At 38.1% G+C, this 24,269-nt stretch carries 37 protein-coding genes and 1 tRNA gene; 3 read left to right on the forward strand and 35 right to left on the reverse strand.

What is annotated here, in order from left to right; all coding sequences use genetic code 11:
- The 12 genes from DVW06_RS12380 to DVW06_RS12435 all read right to left on the reverse strand — a co-directional run.
- Nucleotides 1-611, reverse strand: a 611-nt coding sequence (locus tag DVW06_RS12380) for a distal tail protein Dit (protein ID WP_137264702.1), incomplete at its 3' end; no start/stop codon positions are given.
- Entirely contained in the window at nt 608-3,796 is a 3,189-nt protein-coding gene (locus tag DVW06_RS12385) for a phage tail protein (RefSeq protein ID WP_086269405.1), read from the reverse strand. The genes DVW06_RS12380 and DVW06_RS12385, both read right to left, overlap by 4 nt.
- On the reverse strand, nt 3,789-4,484 hold the full coding sequence (locus DVW06_RS12390) for a Gp15 family bacteriophage protein (protein WP_005472069.1): 696 nt from the start codon (nt 4,482-4,484) through the stop codon (nt 3,789-3,791). The genes DVW06_RS12385 and DVW06_RS12390 overlap by 8 nt, the downstream gene beginning before the upstream one ends.
- 12 nt (nt 4,485-4,496) lie before the next feature.
- Nucleotides 4,497-4,898, reverse strand: a complete 402-nt coding sequence (locus DVW06_RS12395) for a hypothetical protein (protein ID WP_005472067.1) — start codon at nt 4,896-4,898, stop codon at nt 4,497-4,499.
- Nucleotides 4,899-4,944: 46 nt separating this feature from the next.
- A complete protein-coding gene (locus tag DVW06_RS12400; RefSeq protein WP_137264703.1) occupies nt 4,945-5,433 on the reverse strand; it encodes a phage tail tube protein in 489 nt (162 codons plus the stop codon).
- A gap of 11 nt (nt 5,434-5,444) precedes the next feature.
- Nucleotides 5,445-5,879: a phage tail terminator protein gene (locus tag DVW06_RS12405; protein WP_005472062.1), complete on the reverse strand. Its 435-nt coding sequence runs from the start codon at nt 5,877-5,879 to the stop codon at nt 5,445-5,447.
- Nucleotides 5,879-6,208 carry a hypothetical protein gene (locus DVW06_RS12410; protein WP_005472060.1) on the reverse strand — a complete coding sequence of 110 codons (330 nt, stop codon included), beginning with the start codon at nt 6,206-6,208 and terminating at the stop codon, nt 5,879-5,881. Before DVW06_RS12410 ends, DVW06_RS12405 begins: the two co-directional genes overlap by 1 nt.
- Complete coding sequence (locus DVW06_RS12415) at nt 6,205-6,549, reverse strand: putative minor capsid protein (RefSeq protein WP_005472059.1); 345 nt, start codon at nt 6,547-6,549, stop codon at nt 6,205-6,207. The genes DVW06_RS12410 and DVW06_RS12415 overlap by 4 nt, the downstream gene beginning before the upstream one ends.
- Nucleotides 6,539-6,946, reverse strand: a complete 408-nt coding sequence (locus tag DVW06_RS12420) for a hypothetical protein (protein ID WP_005472056.1) — start codon at nt 6,944-6,946, stop codon at nt 6,539-6,541. The genes DVW06_RS12415 and DVW06_RS12420 overlap by 11 nt, the downstream gene beginning before the upstream one ends.
- A 9-nt stretch (nt 6,947-6,955) precedes the next feature.
- Nucleotides 6,956-7,162, reverse strand: coding sequence for a hypothetical protein (locus tag DVW06_RS12425; RefSeq protein WP_124018966.1), 207 nt, complete (start codon nt 7,160-7,162; stop codon nt 6,956-6,958).
- Nucleotides 7,163-7,182: 20 nt separating this feature from the next.
- Nucleotides 7,183-8,121: a hypothetical protein gene (locus tag DVW06_RS12430; RefSeq protein WP_005472053.1), complete on the reverse strand. Its 939-nt coding sequence runs from the start codon at nt 8,119-8,121 to the stop codon at nt 7,183-7,185.
- Between the two features lie 13 nt (nt 8,122-8,134).
- Nucleotides 8,135-9,187 (reverse strand): XkdF-like putative serine protease domain-containing protein, encoded by a 1,053-nt coding sequence (locus DVW06_RS12435; RefSeq protein WP_137264704.1) that lies wholly within the window; start codon nt 9,185-9,187, stop codon nt 8,135-8,137.
- Between the two features lie 59 nt (nt 9,188-9,246).
- Between DVW06_RS12435 and DVW06_RS12440 the strand changes: the two genes are divergently transcribed.
- Complete coding sequence (locus tag DVW06_RS12440) at nt 9,247-9,813, forward strand: hypothetical protein (protein ID WP_137264705.1); 567 nt, start codon at nt 9,247-9,249, stop codon at nt 9,811-9,813.
- Here DVW06_RS12440 and DVW06_RS12445 read toward each other — a convergent pair.
- From DVW06_RS12445 to DVW06_RS12550, 23 genes are all read right to left on the reverse strand, one after another.
- Nucleotides 9,808-10,620 carry a phage minor head protein gene (locus DVW06_RS12445; RefSeq protein ID WP_137264706.1) on the reverse strand — a complete coding sequence of 271 codons (813 nt, stop codon included), beginning with the start codon at nt 10,618-10,620 and terminating at the stop codon, nt 9,808-9,810. The genes DVW06_RS12440 and DVW06_RS12445 overlap by 6 nt on opposite strands.
- A complete protein-coding gene (locus DVW06_RS12450; RefSeq protein ID WP_137264707.1) occupies nt 10,613-12,145 on the reverse strand; it encodes a phage portal protein in 1,533 nt (510 codons plus the stop codon). Before DVW06_RS12450 ends, DVW06_RS12445 begins: the two co-directional genes overlap by 8 nt.
- 11 nt (nt 12,146-12,156) lie before the next feature.
- Nucleotides 12,157-13,608, reverse strand: a complete 1,452-nt coding sequence (gene terL / locus DVW06_RS12455; RefSeq protein ID WP_086269410.1) for a phage terminase large subunit — start codon at nt 13,606-13,608, stop codon at nt 12,157-12,159.
- On the reverse strand, nt 13,589-14,176 hold the full coding sequence (locus DVW06_RS12460) for a transposase (protein ID WP_131732155.1): 588 nt from the start codon (nt 14,174-14,176) through the stop codon (nt 13,589-13,591). Before DVW06_RS12460 ends, terL begins: the two co-directional genes overlap by 20 nt.
- A gap of 116 nt (nt 14,177-14,292) precedes the next feature.
- A tRNA-Pro gene (locus tag DVW06_RS12465) sits at nt 14,293-14,366 on the reverse strand.
- 234 nt (nt 14,367-14,600) lie between these two features.
- Entirely contained in the window at nt 14,601-15,014 is a 414-nt protein-coding gene (locus DVW06_RS12470) for an ArpU family phage packaging/lysis transcriptional regulator (protein WP_040013712.1), read from the reverse strand.
- Nucleotides 15,015-15,272: 258 nt separating this feature from the next.
- Entirely contained in the window at nt 15,273-15,440 is a 168-nt protein-coding gene (locus DVW06_RS17225) for a hypothetical protein (protein WP_174784179.1), read from the reverse strand.
- A gap of 180 nt (nt 15,441-15,620) precedes the next feature.
- Nucleotides 15,621-16,019, reverse strand: a complete 399-nt coding sequence (locus tag DVW06_RS12480) for a hypothetical protein (protein WP_137264708.1) — start codon at nt 16,017-16,019, stop codon at nt 15,621-15,623.
- Between the two features lies 1 nt (nt 16,020).
- Nucleotides 16,021-16,260 carry a hypothetical protein gene (locus DVW06_RS12485; protein WP_137264709.1) on the reverse strand — a complete coding sequence of 80 codons (240 nt, stop codon included), beginning with the start codon at nt 16,258-16,260 and terminating at the stop codon, nt 16,021-16,023.
- Nucleotides 16,261-16,299: 39 nt separating this feature from the next.
- Nucleotides 16,300-16,470: a hypothetical protein gene (locus tag DVW06_RS17230; RefSeq protein ID WP_174784180.1), complete on the reverse strand. Its 171-nt coding sequence runs from the start codon at nt 16,468-16,470 to the stop codon at nt 16,300-16,302.
- Nucleotides 16,470-16,817, reverse strand: a complete 348-nt coding sequence (locus DVW06_RS17235) for a hypothetical protein (RefSeq protein ID WP_174784181.1) — start codon at nt 16,815-16,817, stop codon at nt 16,470-16,472. The genes DVW06_RS17230 and DVW06_RS17235 overlap by 1 nt, the downstream gene beginning before the upstream one ends.
- 40 nt (nt 16,818-16,857) lie before the next feature.
- Nucleotides 16,858-17,286, reverse strand: a complete 429-nt coding sequence (locus DVW06_RS12495; protein ID WP_137264710.1) for a hypothetical protein — start codon at nt 17,284-17,286, stop codon at nt 16,858-16,860.
- Between the two features lie 44 nt (nt 17,287-17,330).
- Entirely contained in the window at nt 17,331-17,609 is a 279-nt protein-coding gene (locus DVW06_RS12500) for a hypothetical protein (protein WP_137264711.1), read from the reverse strand.
- An 11-nt stretch (nt 17,610-17,620) separates the two neighbouring features.
- A complete protein-coding gene (locus DVW06_RS12505) occupies nt 17,621-18,028 on the reverse strand; it encodes a RusA family crossover junction endodeoxyribonuclease (RefSeq protein ID WP_131732165.1) in 408 nt (135 codons plus the stop codon).
- A complete protein-coding gene (locus tag DVW06_RS12510; RefSeq protein ID WP_137264712.1) occupies nt 18,025-18,948 on the reverse strand; it encodes a Lin1244/Lin1753 domain-containing protein in 924 nt (307 codons plus the stop codon). The genes DVW06_RS12505 and DVW06_RS12510 overlap by 4 nt, the downstream gene beginning before the upstream one ends.
- Before the next feature lie 38 nt (nt 18,949-18,986).
- Complete coding sequence (locus DVW06_RS12515) at nt 18,987-19,826, reverse strand: recombinase RecT (protein ID WP_005472032.1); 840 nt, start codon at nt 19,824-19,826, stop codon at nt 18,987-18,989.
- A gap of 1 nt (nt 19,827) precedes the next feature.
- Nucleotides 19,828-20,772, reverse strand: a complete 945-nt coding sequence (locus DVW06_RS12520) for a YqaJ viral recombinase family nuclease (protein ID WP_137264713.1) — start codon at nt 20,770-20,772, stop codon at nt 19,828-19,830.
- Nucleotides 20,773-20,920: 148 nt separating this feature from the next.
- Nucleotides 20,921-21,112, reverse strand: a complete 192-nt coding sequence (locus DVW06_RS12525; protein WP_005472028.1) for a hypothetical protein — start codon at nt 21,110-21,112, stop codon at nt 20,921-20,923.
- A 3-nt stretch (nt 21,113-21,115) separates the two neighbouring features.
- Nucleotides 21,116-21,364: a helix-turn-helix domain-containing protein gene (locus DVW06_RS12530; protein WP_135172235.1), complete on the reverse strand. Its 249-nt coding sequence runs from the start codon at nt 21,362-21,364 to the stop codon at nt 21,116-21,118.
- A gap of 6 nt (nt 21,365-21,370) precedes the next feature.
- Nucleotides 21,371-21,919 carry a hypothetical protein gene (locus DVW06_RS12535; protein ID WP_029487107.1) on the reverse strand — a complete coding sequence of 183 codons (549 nt, stop codon included), beginning with the start codon at nt 21,917-21,919 and terminating at the stop codon, nt 21,371-21,373.
- Nucleotides 21,920-21,983: 64 nt separating this feature from the next.
- Nucleotides 21,984-22,238 carry a hypothetical protein gene (locus tag DVW06_RS12540; RefSeq protein WP_137264714.1) on the reverse strand — a complete coding sequence of 85 codons (255 nt, stop codon included), beginning with the start codon at nt 22,236-22,238 and terminating at the stop codon, nt 21,984-21,986.
- Nucleotides 22,235-23,017: a BRO family protein gene (locus DVW06_RS12545; protein ID WP_137264715.1), complete on the reverse strand. Its 783-nt coding sequence runs from the start codon at nt 23,015-23,017 to the stop codon at nt 22,235-22,237. Before DVW06_RS12545 ends, DVW06_RS12540 begins: the two co-directional genes overlap by 4 nt.
- A gap of 16 nt (nt 23,018-23,033) precedes the next feature.
- Nucleotides 23,034-23,261: a helix-turn-helix domain-containing protein gene (locus tag DVW06_RS12550; RefSeq protein ID WP_137264716.1), complete on the reverse strand. Its 228-nt coding sequence runs from the start codon at nt 23,259-23,261 to the stop codon at nt 23,034-23,036.
- A 147-nt stretch (nt 23,262-23,408) separates the two neighbouring features.
- On the opposite strand from DVW06_RS12550, the gene DVW06_RS12555 reads away from it, so the two are divergent.
- On the forward strand, nt 23,409-23,786 hold the full coding sequence (locus DVW06_RS12555; protein WP_238696184.1) for a helix-turn-helix domain-containing protein: 378 nt from the start codon (nt 23,409-23,411) through the stop codon (nt 23,784-23,786).
- A gap of 11 nt (nt 23,787-23,797) precedes the next feature.
- Nucleotides 23,798-24,262, forward strand: a complete 465-nt coding sequence (locus DVW06_RS12560; protein ID WP_137264718.1) for an ImmA/IrrE family metallo-endopeptidase — start codon at nt 23,798-23,800, stop codon at nt 24,260-24,262.
- Nucleotides 24,263-24,269: the final 7 nt, after the last annotated feature.

The raw sequence follows: 24,269 nt of genomic DNA on the forward strand, positions 1-24,269 counted from the left end.
TTCCGTGCTGTACTGTTGCTATTTTGCATGATATAAAAGCCGTTGTATTTTACTTCACCTTTATCAGCAATAGTGTTTGTATCACTTAGATCAGCACCCAAGATATTATGAGCACCGTTCGTTTCATTTAATCGAGCGGTCCATTGCTTGTAATACTTATCTTTCTTTCGAAATTCCGGATCTAAAACTTGATTCTCTGCACTATCAATCGAGATATTAGAAAATATCCGAGGATTAACATCATAAGAAACGCCATCTGGTACAATCCAATTAATCTCTCCGGATCCCAGAAAATTATTCTCTGCAACACTAATATCTCCTGTAGATATTGCATACCAACATTTATCTGGCTCATCGCTAAAAATCAATGGCTTTGGATCTTTTTGAGCTAGTATCTCGGCAAGCGCTCTCCGCTTTTTTATAAGGTCATAACGTAACTTGAATCCCATTGGTATCGTTTTACGACCAATTGAGCGATCTACGTATTTCTCACCATCTGACCGCCCAACTTTTTTTGTGTTGTATTCGATTCCTGGTAGCAATCCCCGATCAAGAGAGGTTACTATCATATACTTTGTAATATCATATCCTGCATAAGTTACTGTAATCAAGTTATCCCCTCCTGACTTCGTTTCTGCCTACGCTGTATTCGCAAAATTTCTTGGTTTACTGGTTGAGCAATGGCTTTTACTATTTCTCTTTCACTTATTTTAAAGCTTGCTTCAACAGGCCTGTTAGCAAGTTTATCAATTGCATCGGTCAAGCTAGTTAGAAAGCTAGTGCTATCAGCGAAATTACGAGCAACTTTCGCTTGATTAACTGGTTTATTTAGATTTGCTATTATAGCTGAATTTTGCTCCGGCTTTAAACTACCACTCATTAACGCCTTCATCGCTGGTATCTCTGTTGGAATATTGCCAATTAAATCATTGAAATAATTAGAATCAAATTCAGATTCAATACCTCTTTGAAGTTCAGTTGCCCATGTAGAAACATCCGACTTAACATCAGAGAACCCGTCTGTAAGTCCTGTTTTCAAGCCAGCTACTAATGCCAGTCCGTTTTCAATCAAAACTTTCTTGTCATAAGGGATTGGCCCTTTCAAACTTGCGATAGTATCAGCCCAGCCAGAAACAGTTCTCTTAACCGATTCAAATCCTGATGTCAATCCACTCAGCAAACCGTTTACCAAAGCAATACCGTTATTAATCAATGCACCACCTGGCAGAGCACCAACTAACGCACTTAACAGATTTGCTCCAGCCTCTTTCATAGCTGCCTGATTATTACGAATATTATTCGCAAGTCCATTAACAAGAGTTATCCCTGCTTTGAAAAGACGATCTTGCGCTCTCAAAACACCTCTTACTGCAGCATCAACAATATCCATGCCTGCTTCAACAATGCGATTTATATTATTCGCAATTCCACGTAAGATTTGAACAATTAAATTAACACCAGCTGTCACCACTGCACTAGCTTTTGACGCCATTCCATTAATAAACTGAACAACAAGATTTAAAGCTGCCGAAACTAAAGCAGGCATTTTTGAAGCTAGTCCATTCAGTAGTTTGACAATAAGGTTTGCTCCTGCAACAACAACTTTAGGTAGTTGCGAGGAGAGCGCATTTAAAAATGTCACTATCAAAGTTCCTACAGCCGTTACTAAATCTGGAAGCTTTCGAGTTATTCCGTTAATAACAGCAATTAGTAATGACATACCTGCAACAATGATATCTGGTATATACGCTGTTAATGCAGTAATCCATGTCAGAATTAATGAAGCAGCAGATTCTATCAAAGCTGGAATCTGTTGTGTGATTCCGTCTAATAAAGCCAAAATCAATGCTCCGCCTGCAACAATAATCTGAGGTAATCCAGCGGTTAGTGATGCAAGTAACGCAACAATAATCGCTGTTGCTGATAAAGCTATTTGCGGAATCAAAAGCATCATTGAGCCAGTAAATGCAAGAATTAGTTGACTAGCTGATAAAGCGATTGAAGGTAGACCTTGAGCAATTCCAGAGACTATTGCAGCTACTATTCTTAAACCGCCTGCAATAATGCCTGGAAGTGCACTCGCTATTGCTGTTAGAATCCCCTCAATCGCTTTCCCGGCTGAACTTCCAATTCTCGGCGCATTATCTGCTAGTCCAGTAGCTAGAGAGTCAAAGCCACTAATTATTTGATCTATTCCTTTTGAAACATCCCCACCGCCAAGAGCTTTTGCTATCAATTCAAATGCCTTTATAAATAGTCCAATAGGACCTAACAATCCAAGAAATACTGCTTTCAAGACTTTAAGAGCAATTCCAAAAGGATCGATTGATTTTTTGCCACTCTTAAACCCGGTTATTAATGAACGGATTCCTGAAGCTATTTTGGTCATTCCGTTCCATAAACTTTCAGGAAATACTTCTAAAAAATCCGCTTTTAAATCTGCTATGCTTACGGATAAGTCATTAAAAGCTATTGCTTTAAAAGCTTTTGCCAAAGTTAAAATCCCTTGTACTATTCCTTTAGTGCTTTGAGCAAAAGTCGTCATTCCTTTCCATAATGATTCCGGAAAAAGTTTGACAAATTGATCATGAAGATCAGATACACTAACACTGAAGTCGTTGAATACGATCGCTTTAAATGCTTGAGCAAGTAATTTAATACCTTTAACGACATCTCCAATAGGTGCCATAAAGGTTTTTAAAGTCTTTACAACACCGTCTACTTTAGATCTAAACGTATCGCTCGTTTTATAAAAGTACACAAAGGCAGTAACTAAAGCTCCAATTGCCAACACTACTAACGATACTGGACTTGTTAAAGCTAAGAATCCAGCTTTTACACCTGACATAATCGCCTTCAATTTTGCAAAATTATTAGCGGCTAGGTAGGCGGCACCTAAAGCGGCTGCTAAAGTTGTTACTGCACCAACCACTACATAAACAAGTGCCGGATTCTCTCGGAATACTTGAGCAAGCTTAGACATAGCTCCACTAATTTTTTGAACAATATTCAAAAACGGTTGAAGCAGAGGAGCACCAAAAGCAGCGCCCAAATCTGTAATGGCTTGCTTCATGTTCCCCATAACATTTTCGAGTCCGCCACCTTCACGTGCTGCTTGACCTAATGCTCCGGACAACTTATTTCCATCTTCGACCATCTGCAAAAGCGTTAACTGCTTCTGGGCTTCGGATAAATCATTAAATGACTTGCCATAAAGCTTGTTGGCAGCTGCATTTCGTGTTGTTTCCGTTGAAGAAATACCTAGTGCCGCATCATTTTCATAATTACCTTTTAAGTATGACTGCAAGCTTTCGGAGACTTCATCGATTGATTTATCGTAAAAAGCTGCACTATCAGCCGCTGCTTTTGTTGCTCGACTCGTTAAATCCAATGCATCGGCTGTGTCCATTCCTGTTGTTTTGGCAAATGCAGCCATCGAAGTAAATGCCGGTTTTAAACGATTAGGAAGTATATTCGTCTCTTTTGAAATTGAATCAATACTACCTTGAGCATTTTTTTCTAAATTTCCAAAAACTTGAGAAAACTGTGCATCCATCGCTTGCATATCGGCCGCTGACTTAATTGAAAAACCAGCAACTGCAGATCCAACGGCAAGAATGCTTAAACTAGCCTTTTTTGCAAATTCTACTGATTGTTCAGAAAGTGAGTTGAAGGCTTTGGATTTCCCGATTGTATTATCTAATTGCTGAGCCGCTTCATTCCCAAATTCCTGATACTGTTTTCGAGCTTTGGCAGTATTAAATTCGACATCAATAATTACCGAGCCATCATTCATCCTCCACCTCACCTCTCTTTTCTTGTTGGTTCAACATATATTCACGTTTTTGTTTGAGATCCATCATTTCAAATTCAATGTTTGAACGATCTTCCTTTAAAGCCACAGCAAGCTTCGCTTTTCTAATTTCTTCAATCTCACTTGGTGTAGCTTTTTCCGGATAGTCCATCATTCGAATCTTGATGACATTTTTAAATTTGGTGTTCTCTGATAGCCCAGCTAATAAATGGTTGAACTTATCCCAATGAAGTGATCCCTTTTCTCTTTCTTCCATCAGATCCATGCCATAGTCCATCAAAAAAGAGGAATAGATGTAGCCGGAATCCTGTTCGAATTCGTACCACTTCTTTTCCTCGTCTTCTAAAATGTTTCCTTTTAAATCACGTTTTACTGTTGTACTTTCCACTTGCTCGCCTGCAATCCGTTTAATAATTGCATTAGATAACGGTACTAAGTCATCTTGTGGAATTATTGATACCAGATTTTCAATGCTTGTTGGTGGATCATCTGACCATGGAATTGATACAATTAAAATAATAGAATAAAGAACTTTGTCCATCTCGGATAAATCCGGATCTTTCCACATCTCATACCATCGAAGAACACGAGAAAACTCGAGATTTAGTTCATATTTGTTGTTATTGATGATAATCGAATCATCAATTCCCCAAGCAAGAGATAATGCCATAAAGCATCACCTCTATTTCTTTTTACCGTCGATATAGGATTGTGCTTTTTGTTTTGTTTGAAGCTTTTTATACCGTTCAGCAACTTCAAGGAATGCCCCAACTACCAAATCTATATCTTCATCGGCAGCATACATCAACTTTTCAAATGCCCCTTCTCCTAAAACTAGATCAATAACATTTTTTACAACTAGCTCAACCTTCTTGTTTGCTTCAACAATAGCTCCATAGTCACCAGACTTGGATGCTTCATTAATTGCCTTCTCTTGTTCTTGAATACCTTCAAGCATCTTAGGTAAAGCTGCTAAATACTGATCACGATACTTCTTGCCTGTCTTGATTTCAAAATCTAATCCAGCAATTCGTACCGGTTGGACTTGTTTTTTAAAACCAACTTCAATTAATTTATTTGTCATGAATGATTCCTCCTAAAATTTTTATGTAGAAAAAGGCTAGCAAACGCTAGCCCTCAGGGACCGTTCCTGGTTTTGTATCTTTTGGCAATCCGTTAAATGTCACTGTACATTCAAAATTTCCACGAGTATTTGCATCTCCACCCGTATGAACAATACCAGATAAAGTTGCCTCGCCTTCGCGAATACGTCCGTCCGGTTCAGTGTGTCGGAAATAAACAACACGATCAACACCAGTTTTAGTTAAACGATCACGTACAAATTCCTGAGCTGGATCATTAGCGTATTTTCGATGTCCAGTAAATGCGTAAGCACTAGATAATCCAGTAACTTCGGTTTGCTTACCACCTTTGTCGCCATAATAAGAATATTCTTCCGTATCCTCATCGTTACTAGGATCTACTGTCTGGATTCCATCCGCTAACTCAAACAAGGTTGGTTCTGCGTCCCCAACAGGAACTGCCCCAATTTCGTATTTGTTCATCCAGTTCGACAGAAAACCAGTCTTATCGGCAAAAAATTGTAAATTCATTTTCATGAGTTTTCCTCCTACTTAGTAATATTTACTCGAACAGTAAGCACATAGATATACGCATCATGTTCTTGTATTCCTAGATTTCTAGGTTGTGTATAGACTTCGCTCGACTCAAATAAAAATGAGCCATCACTCGAGCGGAGTGTGACCCATTCCTCATTTTCTTTTCTTGGCAATTTATCAAAGCTATCTGCAATCTTCCATGCATCATTAAATGCTTGAGTTTGATCAGTGTTCTTGATAGTAATTTGAACCATAAAAGGGATCTGTCTATTTCTAGCTAGGTCTTTCTGACCTTGGCCAGTAGCAATCCCTTGAATAGCCAAATCTCGTTCATTATCTTGCGGAGGTTTATCTTCCTGAATGATCTGCTTGCCATCACCTGTTAATCTTGGCGTACTTAATCCCAAGGATCTCAAATGATCAGCAATTTTCGTAAACAAATCCATCACAACGCCTCCTTGATTGATTTCTCAGCCACAGCTAATACCTCATCCATATCCTGAGCTTTAGCAACCTCAGCCCATCGTATGGATGCTTGAGGATTGTGGTTTTTAGATGGAGTTCCCCTATAATATGCGTACCCAGCATACTCTGTACCCCATACCAGTTTTCCTTTTGGGAAATCACTATCAACCCAAACACTAGCTTCGGTTGCCCCAGTGTCTTTCTTAACATACTGATTAGCCGCTTTAGCAAATGCGATTGCGGTCGGATTCAGAGCGGATTCGATAGCTCTCTCAATACGATCGAAATTACCTTCAAATCTTCCGCTCATTGCAACATCACCTCAATATGATGTGGATTTAATTGGTCAGTGAACACCTCGTAGCATTCAACGATTTTTAGTTTGCGGTTTTGAAATGTGATTGTTCCGTCTTCGCTTGGATTAACAAAAGGTTTTGAATTAACAGCATCTATATATAAAACACCGTTAGTCAAAACCTCTGTATTATCCATTTTTACAATTCTTTTTCGCTTAGGAGTAAACCTTACATGTTCAATCTTTTGTGGTTTAGGCAGTTCACCACTTCCCATTGAGCCATCATCATCAGGCTTTGGAGCTTGATAGATAACCTCATGGATCAACAAGTGTTTAGGTATTGGCTTAAATGACACCGATCCTCACACTCCTTTTTCTCAAAAGACCGGTTCCCTCTAAATATGAAAGACAACTCGGAGCGACCCGATTGGCTTGCTTACTCGTTGACGTTGTTGCGCCGGAATAGCTAAACCCACCGATAGAAGCGCTTTGACCGCTCAAAGTATTTCCTGTAACATCAAGATCTATACCTTCAACTTGATAGTATTCTATTTGAGCACAACAAGCTTTTTTAATCAGCAGCTGTACATGTTCGGAAAATTTATCCAAACCGATTTTAGGCACTTGATAATCTGTCAAAGAGTCAATAATGTCCGAAGCCCTTTTGGATAGACGAGAAAAGTCCTTATCATCAACAGGAGTTCCCTCGTAATCATTCTTGTAAAAGGTTTCATCAACATAAGGTTCAGACATGATCTTCACCTACTTTTCTTTTTTGTCTTCCTTCTGATCGCCTTTGCCGGCTTTCTTGTCATCTTTCTTTTCTTCAACACGTTCTAAGAAAGAATCATCTAGATTTACAGCAACTTCTTCAGCACGTTTAACGGTCATATCAATGACCGTCCCTGCTTCATAAACTTCTTTAGTTTCTTTATCACGGAATTTTTTTAAAACGTTGTATTTTGCCATGTTTTTCACCGTTCCCTTTATTATCCTTCTGGAGTAGCATCAATACCGAAGTAAGCTAGTGCTTTAGGTTCACGAATGATGAAGTCAATATCATCAAGCATGAAGTGATATGTTGCCTGTTTTGCAACGGCACGGCTGTCTTGAGCAGCGGTTGTCAATGTAACAGTCAAACCAGAAACGACAGCAAGGTTTTCATAAGGAGTGAACAGAATTACATTGTTTTCCATAGACTCAACAACTTCGACTCCAAATCCACCGATATTGCGTAGAGCACCATCCACGAGTACTGCATCACCCAAAGCGGTATTCCGATTTTGTAATTCAACAACATAGTTTGTTGCTGTTGCTTGAGACATAAAGAACTTAAATGTTCCTTGACGCAAATATTTCGGTTCAATTCTAGCAGTTGCAGCAGTTAGTTCTTGAATAGTCGGCAATTTTGCACCTTCTACTTTTACTTCAGCAGATGCTTTAGCCATTTTGATATAACCGTCATTTAATTTCACGAATGGATCAGTAGAAGATTCATCCCCATTGAAAGCTAGATCTTGTAAATCTGCTGCATATTGTGCTTGCATCAGCGAAAGCAACGCTTGACGGACATCTTGCCCACGTGTACGAGCAGTATAAAATGTATTGCTGTTCTCGATCCATGTATCTAAATAAACCGGAACAAGAGAAAATGGTACTGTATCTTCTTCTTTGATATCCGTACCAGTATCTTCAGTGTTAATACCTAGATGCTTTTTCAATGTACGTTTTTTAACGCCTAACTTATCCAAAGATCCTGTGCCAGATTTGGCAAAATGGACAAATAATTTCCCGATAGTTCCAGCAGTTGCAACAGCATCTAAAAAGAATGCTCGAGCATTGTCTTCACGTAAGGTAACATTGTTGCCAGCTTTCAGGATTGCATTCATTTGTTTTAATAGTGTTTCGTTTGATAAAACGTTTGTCATTTGTGTTTCCCCCTTATTCAGAAATTGGGAAAGCAGCGTCCACATAAGATGGTACAACCGATTTCTCAACTGTTTCTGTGTAATTTTGTTCTGCATTGTTGCTGATTCGAGATTTTTCTAGATTCTCGATCTTCGCATTCAAAGGTGCTACAGCTTCTGAAACAGCCTTAGCAATAGCATCAGTATCTAATTCAACGCTAGCTTCTGAATTCGCTGTTTCTGGTTTTTCATCTGATTTATCACCTTTTTCCAAAGCTGATAAACGATCGTTTACTGGTTTCAGCGCTTCTCCGAGCGCTTTTTTTAACTGTTCTTCTGTCATTTCCTCATCCTCCTCGGATTTTTTTGTACTAAAAAAGGACTTAACCATTTCGATTAGTCCTTTAGATTTAACAATACCGTTACCTCCTTTTAATTGAGTTATAACGTCTATAAATTCATTTGCTTCTGAGATAATACTTTCATAAGTATCCGGAAGATCCTCATTATCATCCCATATCAAACGATTTGCAGTTTGATAAAAAGCATCAATTGCCGCAATCAAATTTCTTGATGGCTCATTTCTAATGTAACGATCTTTAGTCTGCTTCTGAACTTCTTCGACCTGAGCTGTACCAGCCAATGAATATCCTGTGAACTCACCTTTCTGAATCGACTCCCACATTTCATCAGTAGCTTTAGTGACAAGCACCCACGTTCCTTTTGTAATTGTAGTATCTCCAATATTCATATCTACAGGAGCAACATAACTCTCCACTACCTTTCCGGCATTTGTGGTGAAATCGTGCTGTTTATCAATTTGTTGATAATCAGCCATGAATCCATGAGCGGCTTTCTCAATCGTCTCAGCATCCATGTAATCTCCATGAACATCTTCAACATCAGGCTCATAAACAACACCATATACTAGTTTTTGTGGATCATCCGATTTAGTAACCAACTTAACTTCGGTTTCAAAGTTTGGTTTTAGCTCTTTGGCAGACTTAGTAAGAAAGAATGATTTCTTATTAGCTGCCTTATCCACATATGAAACATGTGTTACAAGAACGTTTTCTAGTTTTCGCATTTTCTCACCACCTTTCAATGATGTATAATATTTATAATAAAAAGATTGGAGTGTTTATATTGGATTGGTCAACATTAACAAACTCAGATTGGATAGCTGTTTGGTCTACCATAGGTACGCTTTTTATTTCTTTAGTAGCTATAATTATTTCATTAGCTTCTCTTATTCAAAATAGAAATATCATTAAAGAAACAAATAATCCTCACATTGTCATTTATGCTGACACGATTTCTACTGGCTACTTTGCGAAATATTTGATAGTAAAAAACATTGGAAATTCTTCAGCTAAGATAACAAATATTTCTTTCTCAGACAGCCTTCATGATTTAGAAAAGCAATTTTTAAATGCTTTAAAAGATTCTTATATAGTTGCTGGTCAAACGATACTTAACGGACTAATTGATGAAGATATACCTTCTCACATCGAAATCGAAATTGAATATGAAAATGGGAGATTTAAAAAGAAAGAAAAATTTCATATTAATATGGATCGTTTAGATAAAACTTTTTATTTGAAACACAAAAAACAAGAATCAAATGCTCAAGACAACGTTTCGCGGGGATTCCTAGATCTGACCAACACGCTAGAAAATGGATTTCATGATGTAGAAAAGAGAAACCTATAAAACTGGCACCACAAAACAGTGACAATGAATCGACTCTTTAGCAGATAACTTAGGGTCACGAGGATAACGGCAACTTTCGCCATTGACGATGAAATACTCGCCTTTAGCAATTGTTTGACCGTCCATCGTCTCGTGGCCTTTTCTAGGTTCTTTGATACCATGTGTATGTCGCCAAGTCATGCCAATAACAGCATCATTTTGCATGAACGCTTCATACTGGCTGCCTGAGTACATTCTTAAACCCTCGGTGATTGCCGTTGTTCTAGCACGTTTCCGAGAGAACTCAGGTAAAGATGAAAGTTTTCTTTCAAGCCACCGAATTCCTTTGCCTTCATCGAAAGATTCTTGAATTAAATCAATGATGGTATTTTCTGTGGTAACATTCATAAGTTTAGGCAGATTCTTAAGCCATTTTTCAACATCCCGATAGTGTTTAGTACGATAATCAAATTCTTCTTGTCCATCGTATTTAGTGTTGAACTCATCAAATAAACCAAAGAAAGTCTTTCTTAATTCAGGAATGACTTTATTTTTCATATTTGATTTAAACGACCTTCCTCTAAGCATGACCTTGATAGATAACTTGGTGGGTTTCTTTTTCCTTTTCTCCAGGAACTTCTTTACTTTCTCCCAGACTTCTTCATAGTCAATCTGTAGCGTGTCATCCATCTTATCTTCGGTTTGCAAAATATACTTGAGCAGAATCGGAACAAATAAAAAGCCAGCCTTTTCTAAAAGCTTGGCTAATTCTTCATCTTCTTCTTTTTTTAGCTGTAAAGCGGCTTTGATTAATTCTTCATCATTCATCAGCCTTCACACTCCGGATCATACGTCGAATACTTGCAGCAACTTCACTTACCTCTCCTTCGCCATATGCTTTAGATACGTCTAAATCACCAAGACTTAAAGCTGATGAGGCTGTTTGATTCTTTAACGGATAATTGTACTCGTCACCTTCAAATGCCTCTAGCGGCTTATTTAGAGCTTTAGAAAGAATATCTCTCAGATCATTTGGAGCCACGGCATTTGCTTGGATAGCCGGTGTGAGAATTGCCTTCACATCCTCCATATTCACTAAATTGGAGGATTTAAGGAATACTTCAACGTATTTAAACTCATATTCTCTAAAAAGCGAATTGATACGCCAATCGTAAGATTCACGCATGGGTTGAAATACTTGTTCTTCCGTCAGCTCCTTTGCCGTTTCTGCAGTAGCCCTCGTGTAATCACTAGACCGAGCAACATAGATTGGCGGCAATCTGAACGCCCCAAGAACTGATTCAATGACGTTTTCATCATACTCAAGAAACAAAGCATCTTTTTGTAAAATGTCTGCTAATTTCTCGATATTGATAGATGGCTTGAATTTATCTTCTCCCGCCCCTATCATCTCTTCAGATGGACTCACCTTCTCAGCTTCCAGCAATAAAAACTTATGCTGATTCTCTTCTCCGCCAATTGCATTCGCATATGCTTGTAACGTAGCTTCTGATTCTTCGGTTAATTGGGCATTTTCCAAAGTGATAGCGAGTGGAATATGCCTTCCTTGTGTGAAGTACCTATAATTCAGTTCATCAGCCTTACGATTTCCCAGAATCTTAATTAAAGGACCAATCCAACGAGGTTTACCATACGGATCTTGAAAGTCGCCATTTTTCAGATGAATAATTTCTGTTGCAGTTCCTTCTCCCTCTGCTGCAATGCTGCCGTTTGCGTTTAAGGGTGTAGGATCGCCAAAAGTTTTAAACCACGTACCAGATTCTGTTACAGAATCATCCATAGAGTCACGGAATACAAAATAGCGGACTTTAATTTCCGATCCATCTGCATTTACTACTCTATTTAGTTTCGTAACAGTCATATACTCAGGTTTGACAGAATCAATCCCTACAACGTCACCTTTCAAATTTCGAATAACTTCAATGTAGCCATTACCGCATTCTTCAACGTGTCGGATTACCTCTTCAATTACTTCTTTTGGCGGACGTTCAAAAGATAACTCCTTAAGAAGAATATCCAATTGATTCCATTCTGCCTTCATTTCTGCTGTTTCTTCGGTATCATCTACCTTATACCGTAAACCAAACCCGAATCCAGCCACATTCGTTACATAAGCTTCAATAGATTGGTTAAGGATGTCAGAAATTTCGGTAATTGATCTAAGAGTAGCAATGTCATAAGGCGGAGATAATTGTGTTAGATCTCTTCTTTGATCAACTCCACCTTCCGATTTAAATCTTAATGATCGTTTTTTCTTGATGCTAACGTCCTTTTTGATGTACTTATCCGGAACAGATCCTTTTGTTCCACCGCTAATGATTTTTGATGTCAAGAAACCACCTCCTAAAATGCTGTTTTTCTTTTTGTTCTTCTTGTTCTCGTTGGTTTGTGATCCAAGCGGACCAAAGCTTGAGACATACTGTCAACATCGTCATCGTGATCAGCATTTGGGAAGGCAGTTAGTTCATCAAGAATCTCATCTGTATATGGTTTCCACAATGGATGAGGTAGATAAACATTCCCAGCTTCCCATAGAGGAGCAACAGCTTGCGCTCTTACTTCTTTACCACCTTGTGGATTAATCGCGACAATTCCTTTTATTTTCTTTTGGAGCATTTCAATAACAGCTGATCCATTCGCTTTATCCTCAATCAACTTAGCTACCGCATTTGGCCATTTGGATGTCATAACCTGAATAGCTTTCATAGTATCGACAATCCCCATTCTCTCGTGATGACGATCTAGCAAATAGTTATCCACACCTGACCGCCCCCAAACTTGTCCAGAAACGTAATCTGATGTGTCTTTATCTTTAAAAGTACAGTCCCATGATTGCAATTGAATGTCGAATGAACTAGGCAATATTGCAACGTCATCACCCAATCCAAGCTTAACTTTCATGTCTATTGTAGGTACATAAAATTTAGCCCATGACCTTTTAAAAATGTCCCCTCCCGCAGGTGTTGGTCTTTGTTGATATAGTGCAGCCCAACCACGAGAACCGGTTACAGCTTTTGTTTGCTCAGCCCACTCTTCATCTTTACCAATTTCAGGTGCCAATGCCTGTCCTGGCTTTCTTCCTAAAAGATCATTTTCTTCAGCAATAGCAGGAATTTTTATTTCAATCCAAGGAAGCTTCATTTCTTTAAGCAATCTACCCGCAAGGTCGTCTTCATGCCACCTAGTCATTATGACAATAACTGATCCATCAGCAGATAAACGAGAATAAAAAGTATCTTGCCATTCTGCATAGATTTTATCTCTAATTGTTTTTGATTCTGCTTCTGCTCTGTTTTTGATTGGGTCATCTATAATGATTAAATTTGCTCCACGACCTGTAGCGCCACCGAGAATAGATGTGCTATACAGTTGTCCTAAATGATCTTGTATTCCCCATTCTGAAACACTAGCAGTCTCTGAACTGATATTAAGATTAAATAATTCATCACTGTATAAACGGAATTTTTCACGGTTTTTTCTACCAAACTTTTTGAATAACTCTTCTGAGTAGGAGACAACCATAGCTAACTTATCAGGATTTTTCATTAAATAGTAAGCTGGAAAAGTTTCTGTGATAAATGTCGATTTGCCATGTTGAGGTGGTAATTCAACAATAATAAAAAGTCGTTCCCCATCCGCAATACGCTGCAAGAATGGTGCCACATAATTTTGATGTGGTAATGGTTTAAATGTTGATCCATGAGAATAATAAAAGAACTCACCATAATCTCTTCTGGCAAGCTCTTTCTGGGCTTCTTTTCTTACTGTTTCAGAATCAAGTGCTGTCTTGGCCATGAGCTAATCGCCTCAATTCCTCAGTGGTTAGACCTGCATAAGGATTAGAAACTTTTACCTCTCCATCATGTTGCACAACTTGCTTATCACGCCATTCATTAGGTTTTCTGTTCTTCAACCAAAAGATTTGTGCAGTTGTGTCCGGAACTACTTCCTTTGTCTTCTGCTTAACTAGCACTCTTTTTGTACGCGGAAAATTATCTCGCGCCAAATCAATGTCTTCATCAGTAGCTTCCGGATGCGATTGTTTGAAATGCAAGATATAGCTTTGAAGTGCATCAAAATATTCATTTTCTTCCATTTCAAAAACAGCATACTCATCCTCAGTGTATTCGTATCCTAGTGCTCTTTTAAGCAGAGCATTTTCAACTTGCCTATCGATTACCTCTTTGCCCTTTTTTAGGGCGTAAGAAATGTCAGAATACTTTTTTTTCCAATCATACAAAGTTTGGCGCTGTATACCGATTTTTTCCGCAATTTGTTCATCGGTAAGACCATCTCTTGCCCATCCCTCAATTTTCAGAAGGCCTTCTTTAGTCAGCCATTCCAAGTATTTTCCTTTTGCCATGATCCCACCTCGCAATCTGTGTTTGTTTTGTAATTCTATGTAAAAAAACAGCCCCGAAAGGCTGTTAAGTAGGAAGTATCAAAGATCATGTGAGTAATCCAATCGACAACTCCCAATCAGGAATGTAGGATTTGAACCTACGGCCTCTACTGCCCAAAAGTAGCGCTCTACCAAACTGAGCCAATTCCTGAAAAAAGACGGCTAGCGAATGAAGAAAAGGAGTGAATTCAACTCCATTCTATTATAAATTTTTTTGTCGCCGTCTTAGTTTAAATACAGGGCGCTGAAAATGAAATTCAGAAAGGAGAAATCTACCAACAATCATAAAGGAGTGCGCCCTGTTATTTACAATAGTTGATACTACAATAATACTACGTAAAATCATGTAAAAACCGCAGTATTTCCACATAAAAACCACATCGATTCAGCAATATTCTATTAATTTTCCTTTTCGATAGGCTTCAGCGAATTCAATCAAGGCGGTTGCTTTGTAATCTTCGATTGTCCTGACTGAGTAACCCATTTGCTGAGCAATTCCAACATTGGAGTATCGATCAACAGTGCAATACGAGTAATACAAAACTTGGCGGCTATCTATTCCCAACGCCAAAAGAGCTACTACAATAGCATCCCTTTCTGCCTCCGCATCCATCATCTGGATGATCGCATCTTCTGACTTGTTGCCGTTGCTTGGTGTTTTAGGCATATCAGTGATGATCGGTGAGCGGACATCAATCTTAGATCGACCAGCAATCCGCTCCAACCGACGATAATTTCTCAAAATGCTTTTTGCATTCTGCCTAGTCCTACGAAAATCTATCTCTCTTAATAGCATCATTGCTCAATCGCCCCTTTATTTGGTATAATGAAATTACCTTGGCGGGTACAAAATCATTATTTTGTAGGGCATTGGGCGACTGCTTAATGCTTTTTTATTTTTCTTCGAAAACAGTTTTAATTAATTCAGCATACTTCGTATCTTTCAGTAAAGCTTTTAATCTATTATTTTCGCTTTTTAATCGATTCAAGTCGTTGTTCATTCCTATACAGCCTAAGAGAAGAAATAATATCACTACTCCCACAAAAATTCTCACTATCATTTTCGATCATCTCCATTGCAATTATTTCCACTATCAAAGCCATCTTGTTCCATAAAATAGCTTCCTCCATAATCTTGCTCCTTTTTATCTATAGACTTACCGAAAACTACACAGATAGCTACTAAAAAGACAAATCCTGTGAACCCTAACACTGCAACTGTCATTTTCACCCTCCACTTTCGATCGCATTTTTTACCATTGGATCACGATATAACATTTTGTATTTGAATTGCTCGTGCTGCAGCTGTTCTTGAAGTTGTTCAATCTGCTTCTGTTTATCCACAATTGTATAGAATAGTAAACTCAGCGTTATTACTACAAGGACCGTTATGATAATTGTTTGACTACGATTCATTGGCTTGTACCAATTCATTTTCTGTTCCAGCTTGCTTTATAACAATATAGTCTCCAATAAGATTTAAATTGTGCGCAACGATAATTTCGTAGCATTTATTCATCGAAAAATACTGGGCTAATCTCGATTCAGGATGATCTTTTAATTCAGACATATGCGCGATATCGTATTCTTCGCTATACCAAACTACTTGCCAAAAAATCCCTTTGGTTAATTTTCTTCCAACAACTATGCAATACTTTTCTTCAGTATCTACGCGAAATGCTTCTGTTTCGATCGGCTTATCTGGTGTATATCCCTCAAAATAAATATTGTTGCCTGATAAAGTCATCTTCAGTGCTGTACCGTCATGTTCTCCGTTTATAAAAACATCGTATCCGATTTTCATCTTATCCCTCCTGTTTTTCATAGAAAGCATCTAAAGGTCTAAGGTAAGTAGATAACTCACTAACTTTTCTTTCAATGTCTTCTGCTTGTCCTTTTAACCATTCTTCCAAATCAACATCATCTCTAAAATTTTTCCTGTTTTGCCATGCCATTTCCATCTGTACTGCACTTTCTGCAATACTGTTAGCATAATCAGTAATGTAGTTGAATCTCATTTGACTATAACCAAAGGCCCTCTCCATGTTTATCCCTCCTGTTTGCTATCGCTGACGATTGCGGAATTAATTTTCTTCTGGCAATCCATCTGGATATACTTCTTTTTGATACCGATTCAAAACTTGATTGTAAAAGATCATCAATGTGGTGTATTCAGTGTTGTTCATAATCGGCGTGATTTCTCTTGCCATTTTGATGGCTTCTCTAACATCTGGAATTGTTACCTGATCTTCCATCACTCTTCCTCCTGTTCCTGCGCCCACTTTCCGAATTCTTCGAGAACTTGGGCTTGCTGTTTATCCGTTAAATGCATGATCGGCTTGCGTAATTCATCTAGTTTCCCCCACGCTGCATTATTCATCATCCAGAAAATAACTTGCATCGGTTTTGCAGTTGGTGCTTGTAATTTCAACCACTCCAACACAATCTGCTGATTCTTGTTGAGTTGAGGTTGGTCTACCATCCTCACAGTGTGTGTGCCGCCATATGAACGATATCCACTGATTTCGATATTTCCTTTTGATCGCTTAGCACTTTCAAATTCTCCCCAAGCTTTACCTTGGATGATTAATTTCCCAATCACATTCATTCCTCACTTTCTGCTATTTTGGTGGTTAGTGGAATCAGCTCACACTAATTTCATCAATTTCATAAATGTTGTACCAGTTAGGTAAATATTTGTGCTTTATGAACCAGTTTTGAATTAAGTCATCTAGTTCTTCCCTGTGTTCTTTTGTTACATCATCTAAATAGTCTTCGGCAAACTCTCCTCCGTCTTCATAAGCAGCTTCCTGTATACGTTCTAGTAAATCATCAACGTTGAAAGGTATCCCTGGACAGAACGCTTGTCCCACATAAAAGCTAGTTATAACTTCTTCTGGTGTACTTCCCATTTCATCATCCAAACACCCGTCTTCTGGATTCTTGTTAAATGTTTGAATTGACTCAATACCAAATCTCACGGCTTCTTCTTTAGTGTCAAAATATTCAGCGGCTTGCCAACGCTCTTCATCCACAGAACACATCCATTTTTCGTGCATTTCTTTACTCATTTTCTTCTCCTCCTAGTTGGTAATTTCTTCCGATTACAAACTCCTTATCTAGCTAAAACCATATTTTTCAGCTTAACAACAGTTTGATCACCAAGAACTTTCTGCCGCCACTCGTCTCTTTCTTTATGACAGACAATAATTCTCACATGTGCCGATTTCTCATAGATTTTCAAGCATTCCGCTCTAACCAGTCCCGAAAATCCTTCGATGGCACAGTTGTAAATTTTGCCGACTTTTACTTTTGTTTTTGCTGGTCTGACCTTCGGTTGAATCTCAAAGCGACGTCCCTCCGGATGAATGACAAAAGTGTCTTGTATTCTCATGGTTTTTCCTCCTAAAGTGGTTGAATTTCAATTTCTGTACGTGGGTTCCAACTGTATACCTTGCGGCTTACATTCACAGCAATTTGTCCATCATCCTTATACAAAATGCCGTTTACTGCATCGGTTACAGCTTTAAAGTAATTGTCAATATCTGGCTTCTTATCGCAGTACATGGTCTCATCATCAAGCAAAGTCCTGTTTTTCTTTACTTTCGAGATATACGCCGGTGGATAGATAAAAAAGCAGACATCAACCATCACAGGTCCTTTCTCAATCAGCAGCGGCTTTGTGGCCATAGCGTGATACTTAACCGCATTTTTGTATGATTTCATTGCTGTTTCCTCGTAAGGAGTCTTACGATGCTTGGTGAACCGTGGTCTCGACTGTGGTTTAGGCGCAATAGGAATAATGAGTTTCACTCAACTTGCTCCTTTCGCTGATTCTTTTTGCTTAAATAGGCAGCTAGCTTGGCATCAATTTCAGCCTGTCTCTCTGGAGAAATCTGAGGTTCTTCAACCGGATTTTCTGCCCAATCAGGAAGTTGCTCTTCGCGAATTGGCTTTTGATTATAGCTTTGCTTTTTAGCACCTCTTGTCCGTTGGTACTCCCTTGCCTGTTCAATGGTTTTTACGTTAGCGTCTGCCCATTCCTGTAGAGAAGCTGTTAAAAAACTAATGGCTCGATTCTTAGGAACGTCCTTACTACCAGCAAGTTTAATTGCAGCATTTACAAGTTCATCGCCATAAATATCCACCAGATTAAGCAGATCATCGACCTGTACAACATTCGGAAAGAGCCATAACTTTTGAAAAGTTTCAAGAGACGCACTCTCGCTCGCAGTAGCATCTTCTTTTATTTCCTTTTCTTTACTTTCCTTTTCTTTACTTTGTTGATTATTCCCCTGATTAACCGAGTTATTCCGCCCATTAATCGAGATATTCGATCGATTAACTTCATTTGTCAGCAAATACTTATATTCAAGCTCAACTTTTTTACGTTCCTTAGTGGCTAAAATGTATCTGCTTTGAATACCTTTAGAAGTTAATACGGAGTATTTATCAAAAATATCTTTATCAAAGAATTTTACTTGTACGGCTTTTTTCACCAGTTCTTCAACTGTGCCCTCCTTCGTACCAACTTCGTCAGCCACTAAGAACGCAAGGTCGTCATCCCACAAAACGTAATACCCCTCATCTCGATAAATATTAGCCAGCAGGGCGACCAGTATATGAACGGCTTCTTTACCGCATGCTTTAATAATTCTTCGAACTTTTAGATCTGATAAAAAATCGACATCTAGAGGAAAATAATCAAGACCTTTCTTAGTCGGTCTTGCCACGTTTATTCCTCCTAATCAGAGGGAGATAAACTCCCTCATTATTTGTTTAACGGTGGATTTGATGAATCAAACAGACTTTCAATGTTTTCGTTAGTTTCTGTGTCATTAATTGGTTCAGCCTCTTTTCGCTGATTGGTCTCATCGTTTTCAGATATGATAAAGCCGTCTTCTTGAACTTCATTCACCACAGTTTCATCGCTGATTGAAGCTCTCTGCATATCGATAGACAAGATTCCCCACTTACTCAACATATTCCTTAGAACAGTTTTTTTAGCCATAGCATCATAATCTTTTTTCCAGCCAAAATCTGATTTACTGAATTTCCGTTTGTGAGCTTCGATTTCTTGTTTGGTCCAATACACTGTTTTCTTGAAACCGTTTAATAACTCAAAATATCCCACATATCCGATCACTTCATCTGATTGCTTTCCGTTCTGATCAAATTCAAATTCTTCGGTTAATCGATTCCAACCTTTTAATTCACCTTCATACACTTCAATCACGTTCAGTGCTTTGTATTGACCCGATCGCTGAGCTAATTGAATATACCCCTTATAACCAAGTTGAAATTGTGCCTTCCCTTTGTAAGGTACTATCCATGCGTAACCAAGATTTTTATCAACTGGTAAATCAAGTGAAGCCGCAACCATGGCGCTTGTTACGATAGTCATAGGCTCTGTGCTACTCAAATACGAATCATTACTAACTAGATTCAGGACACTGGCCATAAATCCATCTGATTTATCTTTGAGTACATCCTCAAACTTTTTCCTCATTGTTGGTGTATTCATCAATGCTTTAAGCCCTAACTGACCAGCAGCAACTTGTTTTTGTGGTTTCTCAGCGAGCTGACTCTTTAATGCATCATTTGTGGCCATATTACTTAATCTCCTTTTCTGTGAGTCTTCGTGATTCAGTAACGTTGTAGATTTCCTCGTCTTTAGCTACTTCTGGATATTTTTCAGCAAGCTTTTTGCTGTTCATACGTTTCGTAGAAACCAATTTCCATGAAATGATGTTCCTTGGTGCAATACCAATGCATGCTTTGCGTTTTCCAAGCTCATTGATAATCTCGTTATCAATCTGACGGATAGCCGTTTCGATCTCTTTCCTTGCTTTCTTCAGCTCACGCTTTTGATCAATTAAGTCATCAAAAGAAGCAGGTAACGTTGTTTCGTCTTCCTTAGTGTTCGAATATTTTTCTTTTAAAAACTCTGATGTGGCTTCGCTGCCATCTATAACTGGCTCTTGTCCATCCAGGACATTTGTTTCCCAAAACTCAACAAGTCGTTCAGTAATCATGTCAATTAGCTCTTGATCACGATCAACTCGCTTCCAGATGAATTTCTGTCCTCCGATTAGAACAGCGATATAGCAATATTTTTTATTTAAAACGTTCATGTAGTGCTGTACTTGGCACAAATAACTTAAAGGAACCTCTTCGCCTTCCCACTCTTTACCAAGAAATGCATTAGCTGTTTTACATTCCAAAATGGCGTCTTCTCCAACTACGTCCCGATCGATGTTCGCTCGTAGAAAAGGATGTAGTGGATGTTCAAACACTTGATTCCTTCGACGAACCTTTTTACCAGTACGTTCTTGAAATTCCTTTGCTACAATTTCCTCTAGGACATTTCCCCAATAAGCTGGCTCGCTCTCAGTGTGTTCTAAATCGATTTGACCAGTTTTTTCTAGCCATAACTGATATGGAGATTTCCATTTATTTAGTCCTAAGATAGTAGCAACATCTGAACCGCCTATACCTTTTAGGCGGTCCAACAACCACTCGTCATGTGTCATTTCAAGAGTTGATTTACTTCTCATTTTCTGGCTCCTCTCTTTGAGTCGGCTGTCCCCAACCCGGTGTTGTTAGATACTGATCTAATGCGTTCTCGAAAGAATTCATTGTCATTTCCCCTTTTCTGTTTTAAAATGGAGACAAAGATATTTATCTAAATACTTGATGGACTTGCTATTGCTTTGGACGGCTAGCAAGTCTTTTTTCTTTGTCTTGATAATCTTTTGCGGCCATGTCATAGACAATATTTGCGAAAGACCATAGAAATACTAAAACTAATCCTGCTACTACATGAATTGCTGTAAAAGCTACTACAAAAAGTAATAGTGCTGTGACAATGAATGTATCTTTAATTGATCGTTTCATGTTTTATGCCTCCTTGTAATTGTATGTTCGATTACGTTCTTCCCATTCCTTCACTTTTTGAAGATCATATTGAAGCATCCCACTAAGTTTTGAAAAAGGAATTGGATCTACTTTCCGATGTGTTAGTTTCGATAATGTTGGTCTTGAGATGCCTAGGTAATCAGCGATTTCTTTGGCTTTTTTCCACTCAACTTCGGTACCTTCTTTTTTTCTCTCAAGCGGCACAACATTCTTCATTTGAGAAATTTTCACTTTAGATCATCCCCTCATATATCTTTTTTTTATCCAGTGGGGCATACGCTCCTTAATTGCCTCTTGAATAGTGATGTTCAGAATCTTTAGGATGGAGAAGACGATCGCCATTTCAACAATGATTTCATCAAGAAACTCGTCTGTGTAATTCCTAAGCTCTGTTTTTTCAACATCGGTTAGCATCCTGACTTGGGATTCAGCAACAATTCTCTGAACTACTTTTTTCCGTTCTTTCCTTTCGTTTGACTCTATTTCTTGAAAAATTTCTAGATCATTCGTTGATTTGACATCTGCTAGTTGACCATCCATTGATTTGAAAAATCCTAAGTATTGATAACTGATGTCTCCTGTTAATTCATCAGTTGCTTGATACCCATTTTCTTTCATGGCTTCTAGATACTCGATTGCCTTATCAATAGGGACATTGGCTCCGTTAAAATGATCACTGATCGTTGCGTTTGGTGTTTTGGCGTCAATGGCTAATTCTTTCTGACGTTTACTCGAAAGAAATAATGCAAGCTTTAAAGATCGCCCAATTTTTGCTGTTTTCGGCACGCTATCACTCCTTATATTCGTTATTGTTATTGGCCCAAACGGTCAATAATTGCTTAAAATGAATTTAAGCTAAAAGCTTTGGTGTTGAGGCGAACTGCCATTTTTCATCAATATATGAATAAATGTCCTGTGCTACTTCATCAGTAGCCAAGAAACGAATAATGATTTCTTCAACACCGCCAGTGTTTGTAAACAGTTCGCCTTCAATACCGATAGAAATATTAAATTTACGTTTGATTGCTGGAACAATCATTTCGATATACCGTTTAAGAAATCCCGAATCAATACTTGCTTTAATCGTTTGTGGTTTGTCTTTCATTTTCCCACCTCACGTAAAAATTCATTTTTGAATTTGTTTACAAAGTAAACTTGCCCTTTACCTGTCACAAGTGGTGTGTAGTTCGTTTCTGGAACACCATTATTATGGAAGTAAGTATTTGCTTTTAATTCGAACAAGCCTTTATCCATACTCTTTTGAGTTGGCATATTCCAAGATTTTCCTGATCGAGATGAAAGATACTTATGCTCACGCAACCATTGAAACATTCTGTTTTGCCCGATCTTTACGCCGTTTTGCTTTAATATAGTAGCTAAAACTTTTACAGCTACCGAGTTTTGTGATACCTCAACTGATTTTGCAAAAACAACTTGTGGCTCCTGAGCCTTTAGTTGCTGTTGAGCTTGTTCTTTTTGCTCACGCTCATTTTTTAGTTCTGTTAATAACCTAATTCCGAATTCTGGGGAAGTTAAAGCTTTTGCCAAGGCATCATCTGTCATGTATGCACCATGTTTTCTGATAGATGGTAAAACTTCGTTTGTAACCCATCGTTTGAACTTTCTAGCATTCGGAAGCTTGGATTTAAGTATTAAACTGTATAGCCCTGATTCGTTGATGATTGTCATTTTTTGCTTTCCACCAAGGGTGTCCCATTTTGTTACTCCCTTATCTTCTTCATCAACGTGATTAAGGATAGCTTTTTGAGTGTTGCTATATCCCAAAACATCTGCAACGTCTTTTCCAACAAAATATGGTTCATCGTTCACTATCACTGTTCTAATTTCCTTGGACTCGAAATTAAAAATTTGCAGTTGATTCATATGATCGCCCTCCACTCTAAACATTTTGTTTAACTTTTTCGCCTAAAAAATCGTAAACAGATACACCTAAAATGGTTGCCACTTGAAGTGCTACGCTTAATTTTAATTCTGTATTACCATACTCAATGTTAGCGTATGCTTGAGAAGTCTTAAAACCCAGCTGATCAGCAACATATTTCTGTGTGACTCCTTTTTTCTTACGAATATCTCGCATTCTCTTATATGCATCTTTTCCGAGGTTCATTTAATATCACCGCCTTATATTAAACTTTTTGTTTAACTCTATAACCACAGTATACATAAACGTATTGTTTAAGTCAAGAATTTTTTATACTTTTCGTTTAACTTTTTAAATAATATGTTTAAATGTTTTATAATAAAACTAAACGAGGTGAAAACATTGGATAAATCAAACCTAGCTAAAAGACTTGAACAGTTACGAGAAAATAATGGATGGACCAAAACGTTAGTAGCCAATAAATTAGGATTAAAAAATATGGCTACATATGCAAACTGGGAATACGGGACTAGAGAACCCGATAATCAATCTTTAATAGATTTAGCTTCTATTTATGGAGTAACTGTTGATTATCTTTTAAATGGAGAAGAAGGTTACCAAAAAGAATGGTCTGATTCATTTGATAAGAACAATGACTTGATAAGAACTGTCGCTGCACATATAGATGACGACGCAACAGAAGAGGATCTCGAGGATATTCTGCGTTACATTGAATATAGAAAAAATAACCCTTTGAAAAAAAAGAAGTAGGTGTTTTGTTGATGCAGTTGTGTGAAGAATTAATGTCCATCACTCCCGAATTAGATTTTATATCCGATCCCCTTATGCCAGAAAAGCAAAAGGGGTTTATTGACGGCAATGTTGTTTATTTGAATCCCAATCAATCGCATTATGAGCTTCCTGGAACGATTGGAGAAGAAATTGCTCATCATTTAACAACTGTCGGAGATATTTCAAAACAAAGTACATTATCTGATAGAAAGCAAGAACGTCTAGCTAGAGATATTGGTGCAGTTTTAGTGGTCAGTCCGTACGACATCATAAAATGTTACGAAAACGGATGTAAGACCATTGCTGAAAGTGCTAATTTCCTACAAATCACAGTAGAAACTTTGAAAACAGCCATTGAATACTACGCTAAAAGATTCAATGGCATAAAAGCAGAAAACAACTACACTCTCCTATTCCAACCGAATGGGACTGTAGCAGTTTTAAAATCATTGTGAGGTGGTA

This window comes from Enterococcus sp. ARL09-542 (genome assembly GCF_005234805.1).
In the GTDB taxonomy this organism is placed as follows: domain Bacteria; phylum Bacillota; class Bacilli; order Lactobacillales; family Enterococcaceae; genus Enterococcus_D; species Enterococcus_D gallinarum.

Excerpts from the sequence above, each read along its gene's own strand:
- DVW06_RS12385 (WP_086269405.1), bottom strand. The coding sequence starts at position 3,796 with ATGAATGATGGCTCGGTAATTATTGATGTCGAATTTAATACTGCCAAA.
- DVW06_RS12390 (WP_005472069.1), bottom strand. The coding sequence starts at position 4,484 with ATGGCATTATCTCTTGCTTGGGGAATTGATGATTCGATTATCATCAAT.
- DVW06_RS12395 (WP_005472067.1), bottom strand. The coding sequence starts at position 4,898 with ATGACAAATAAATTAATTGAAGTTGGTTTTAAAAAACAAGTCCAACCG.
- DVW06_RS12400 (WP_137264703.1), bottom strand. The coding sequence starts at position 5,433 with ATGAAAATGAATTTACAATTTTTTGCCGATAAGACTGGTTTTCTGTCG.
- DVW06_RS12405 (WP_005472062.1), bottom strand. The coding sequence starts at position 5,879 with ATGGATTTGTTTACGAAAATTGCTGATCATTTGAGATCCTTGGGATTA.
- DVW06_RS12410 (WP_005472060.1), bottom strand. The coding sequence starts at position 6,208 with ATGAGCGGAAGATTTGAAGGTAATTTCGATCGTATTGAGAGAGCTATC.
- DVW06_RS12420 (WP_005472056.1), bottom strand. The coding sequence starts at position 6,946 with ATGTCTGAACCTTATGTTGATGAAACCTTTTACAAGAATGATTACGAG.
- DVW06_RS12425 (WP_124018966.1), bottom strand. The coding sequence starts at position 7,162 with ATGGCAAAATACAACGTTTTAAAAAAATTCCGTGATAAAGAAACTAAA.
- DVW06_RS12430 (WP_005472053.1), bottom strand. The coding sequence starts at position 8,121 with ATGACAAACGTTTTATCAAACGAAACACTATTAAAACAAATGAATGCA.
- DVW06_RS12435 (WP_137264704.1), bottom strand. The coding sequence starts at position 9,187 with ATGCGAAAACTAGAAAACGTTCTTGTAACACATGTTTCATATGTGGAT.
- DVW06_RS12445 (WP_137264706.1), bottom strand. The coding sequence starts at position 10,620 with ATGAATGATGAAGAATTAATCAAAGCCGCTTTACAGCTAAAAAAAGAA.
- terL (WP_086269410.1), bottom strand. The coding sequence starts at position 13,608 with ATGGCCAAGACAGCACTTGATTCTGAAACAGTAAGAAAAGAAGCCCAG.
- DVW06_RS12460 (WP_131732155.1), bottom strand. The coding sequence starts at position 14,176 with ATGGCAAAAGGAAAATACTTGGAATGGCTGACTAAAGAAGGCCTTCTG.
- DVW06_RS12470 (WP_040013712.1), bottom strand. The coding sequence starts at position 15,014 with ATGATGCTATTAAGAGAGATAGATTTTCGTAGGACTAGGCAGAATGCA.
- DVW06_RS17225 (WP_174784179.1), bottom strand. The coding sequence starts at position 15,440 with ATGACAGTTGCAGTGTTAGGGTTCACAGGATTTGTCTTTTTAGTAGCT.
- DVW06_RS12480 (WP_137264708.1), bottom strand. The coding sequence starts at position 16,019 with ATGAAAATCGGATACGATGTTTTTATAAACGGAGAACATGACGGTACA.
- DVW06_RS12485 (WP_137264709.1), bottom strand. The coding sequence starts at position 16,260 with ATGGAGAGGGCCTTTGGTTATAGTCAAATGAGATTCAACTACATTACT.
- DVW06_RS17230 (WP_174784180.1), bottom strand. The coding sequence starts at position 16,470 with ATGGAAGATCAGGTAACAATTCCAGATGTTAGAGAAGCCATCAAAATG.
- DVW06_RS12495 (WP_137264710.1), bottom strand. The coding sequence starts at position 17,286 with ATGAGTAAAGAAATGCACGAAAAATGGATGTGTTCTGTGGATGAAGAG.
- DVW06_RS12500 (WP_137264711.1), bottom strand. The coding sequence starts at position 17,609 with ATGAGAATACAAGACACTTTTGTCATTCATCCGGAGGGACGTCGCTTT.
- DVW06_RS12515 (WP_005472032.1), bottom strand. The coding sequence starts at position 19,826 with ATGGCCACAAATGATGCATTAAAGAGTCAGCTCGCTGAGAAACCACAA.
- DVW06_RS12520 (WP_137264713.1), bottom strand. The coding sequence starts at position 20,772 with ATGAGAAGTAAATCAACTCTTGAAATGACACATGACGAGTGGTTGTTG.
- DVW06_RS12525 (WP_005472028.1), bottom strand. The coding sequence starts at position 21,112 with ATGAAACGATCAATTAAAGATACATTCATTGTCACAGCACTATTACTT.
- DVW06_RS12540 (WP_137264714.1), bottom strand. The coding sequence starts at position 22,238 with ATGAAAGACAAACCACAAACGATTAAAGCAAGTATTGATTCGGGATTT.
- DVW06_RS12545 (WP_137264715.1), bottom strand. The coding sequence starts at position 23,017 with ATGAATCAACTGCAAATTTTTAATTTCGAGTCCAAGGAAATTAGAACA.
- DVW06_RS12550 (WP_137264716.1), bottom strand. The coding sequence starts at position 23,261 with ATGAACCTCGGAAAAGATGCATATAAGAGAATGCGAGATATTCGTAAG.
- DVW06_RS12560 (WP_137264718.1), top strand. The coding sequence starts at position 23,798 with ATGCAGTTGTGTGAAGAATTAATGTCCATCACTCCCGAATTAGATTTT.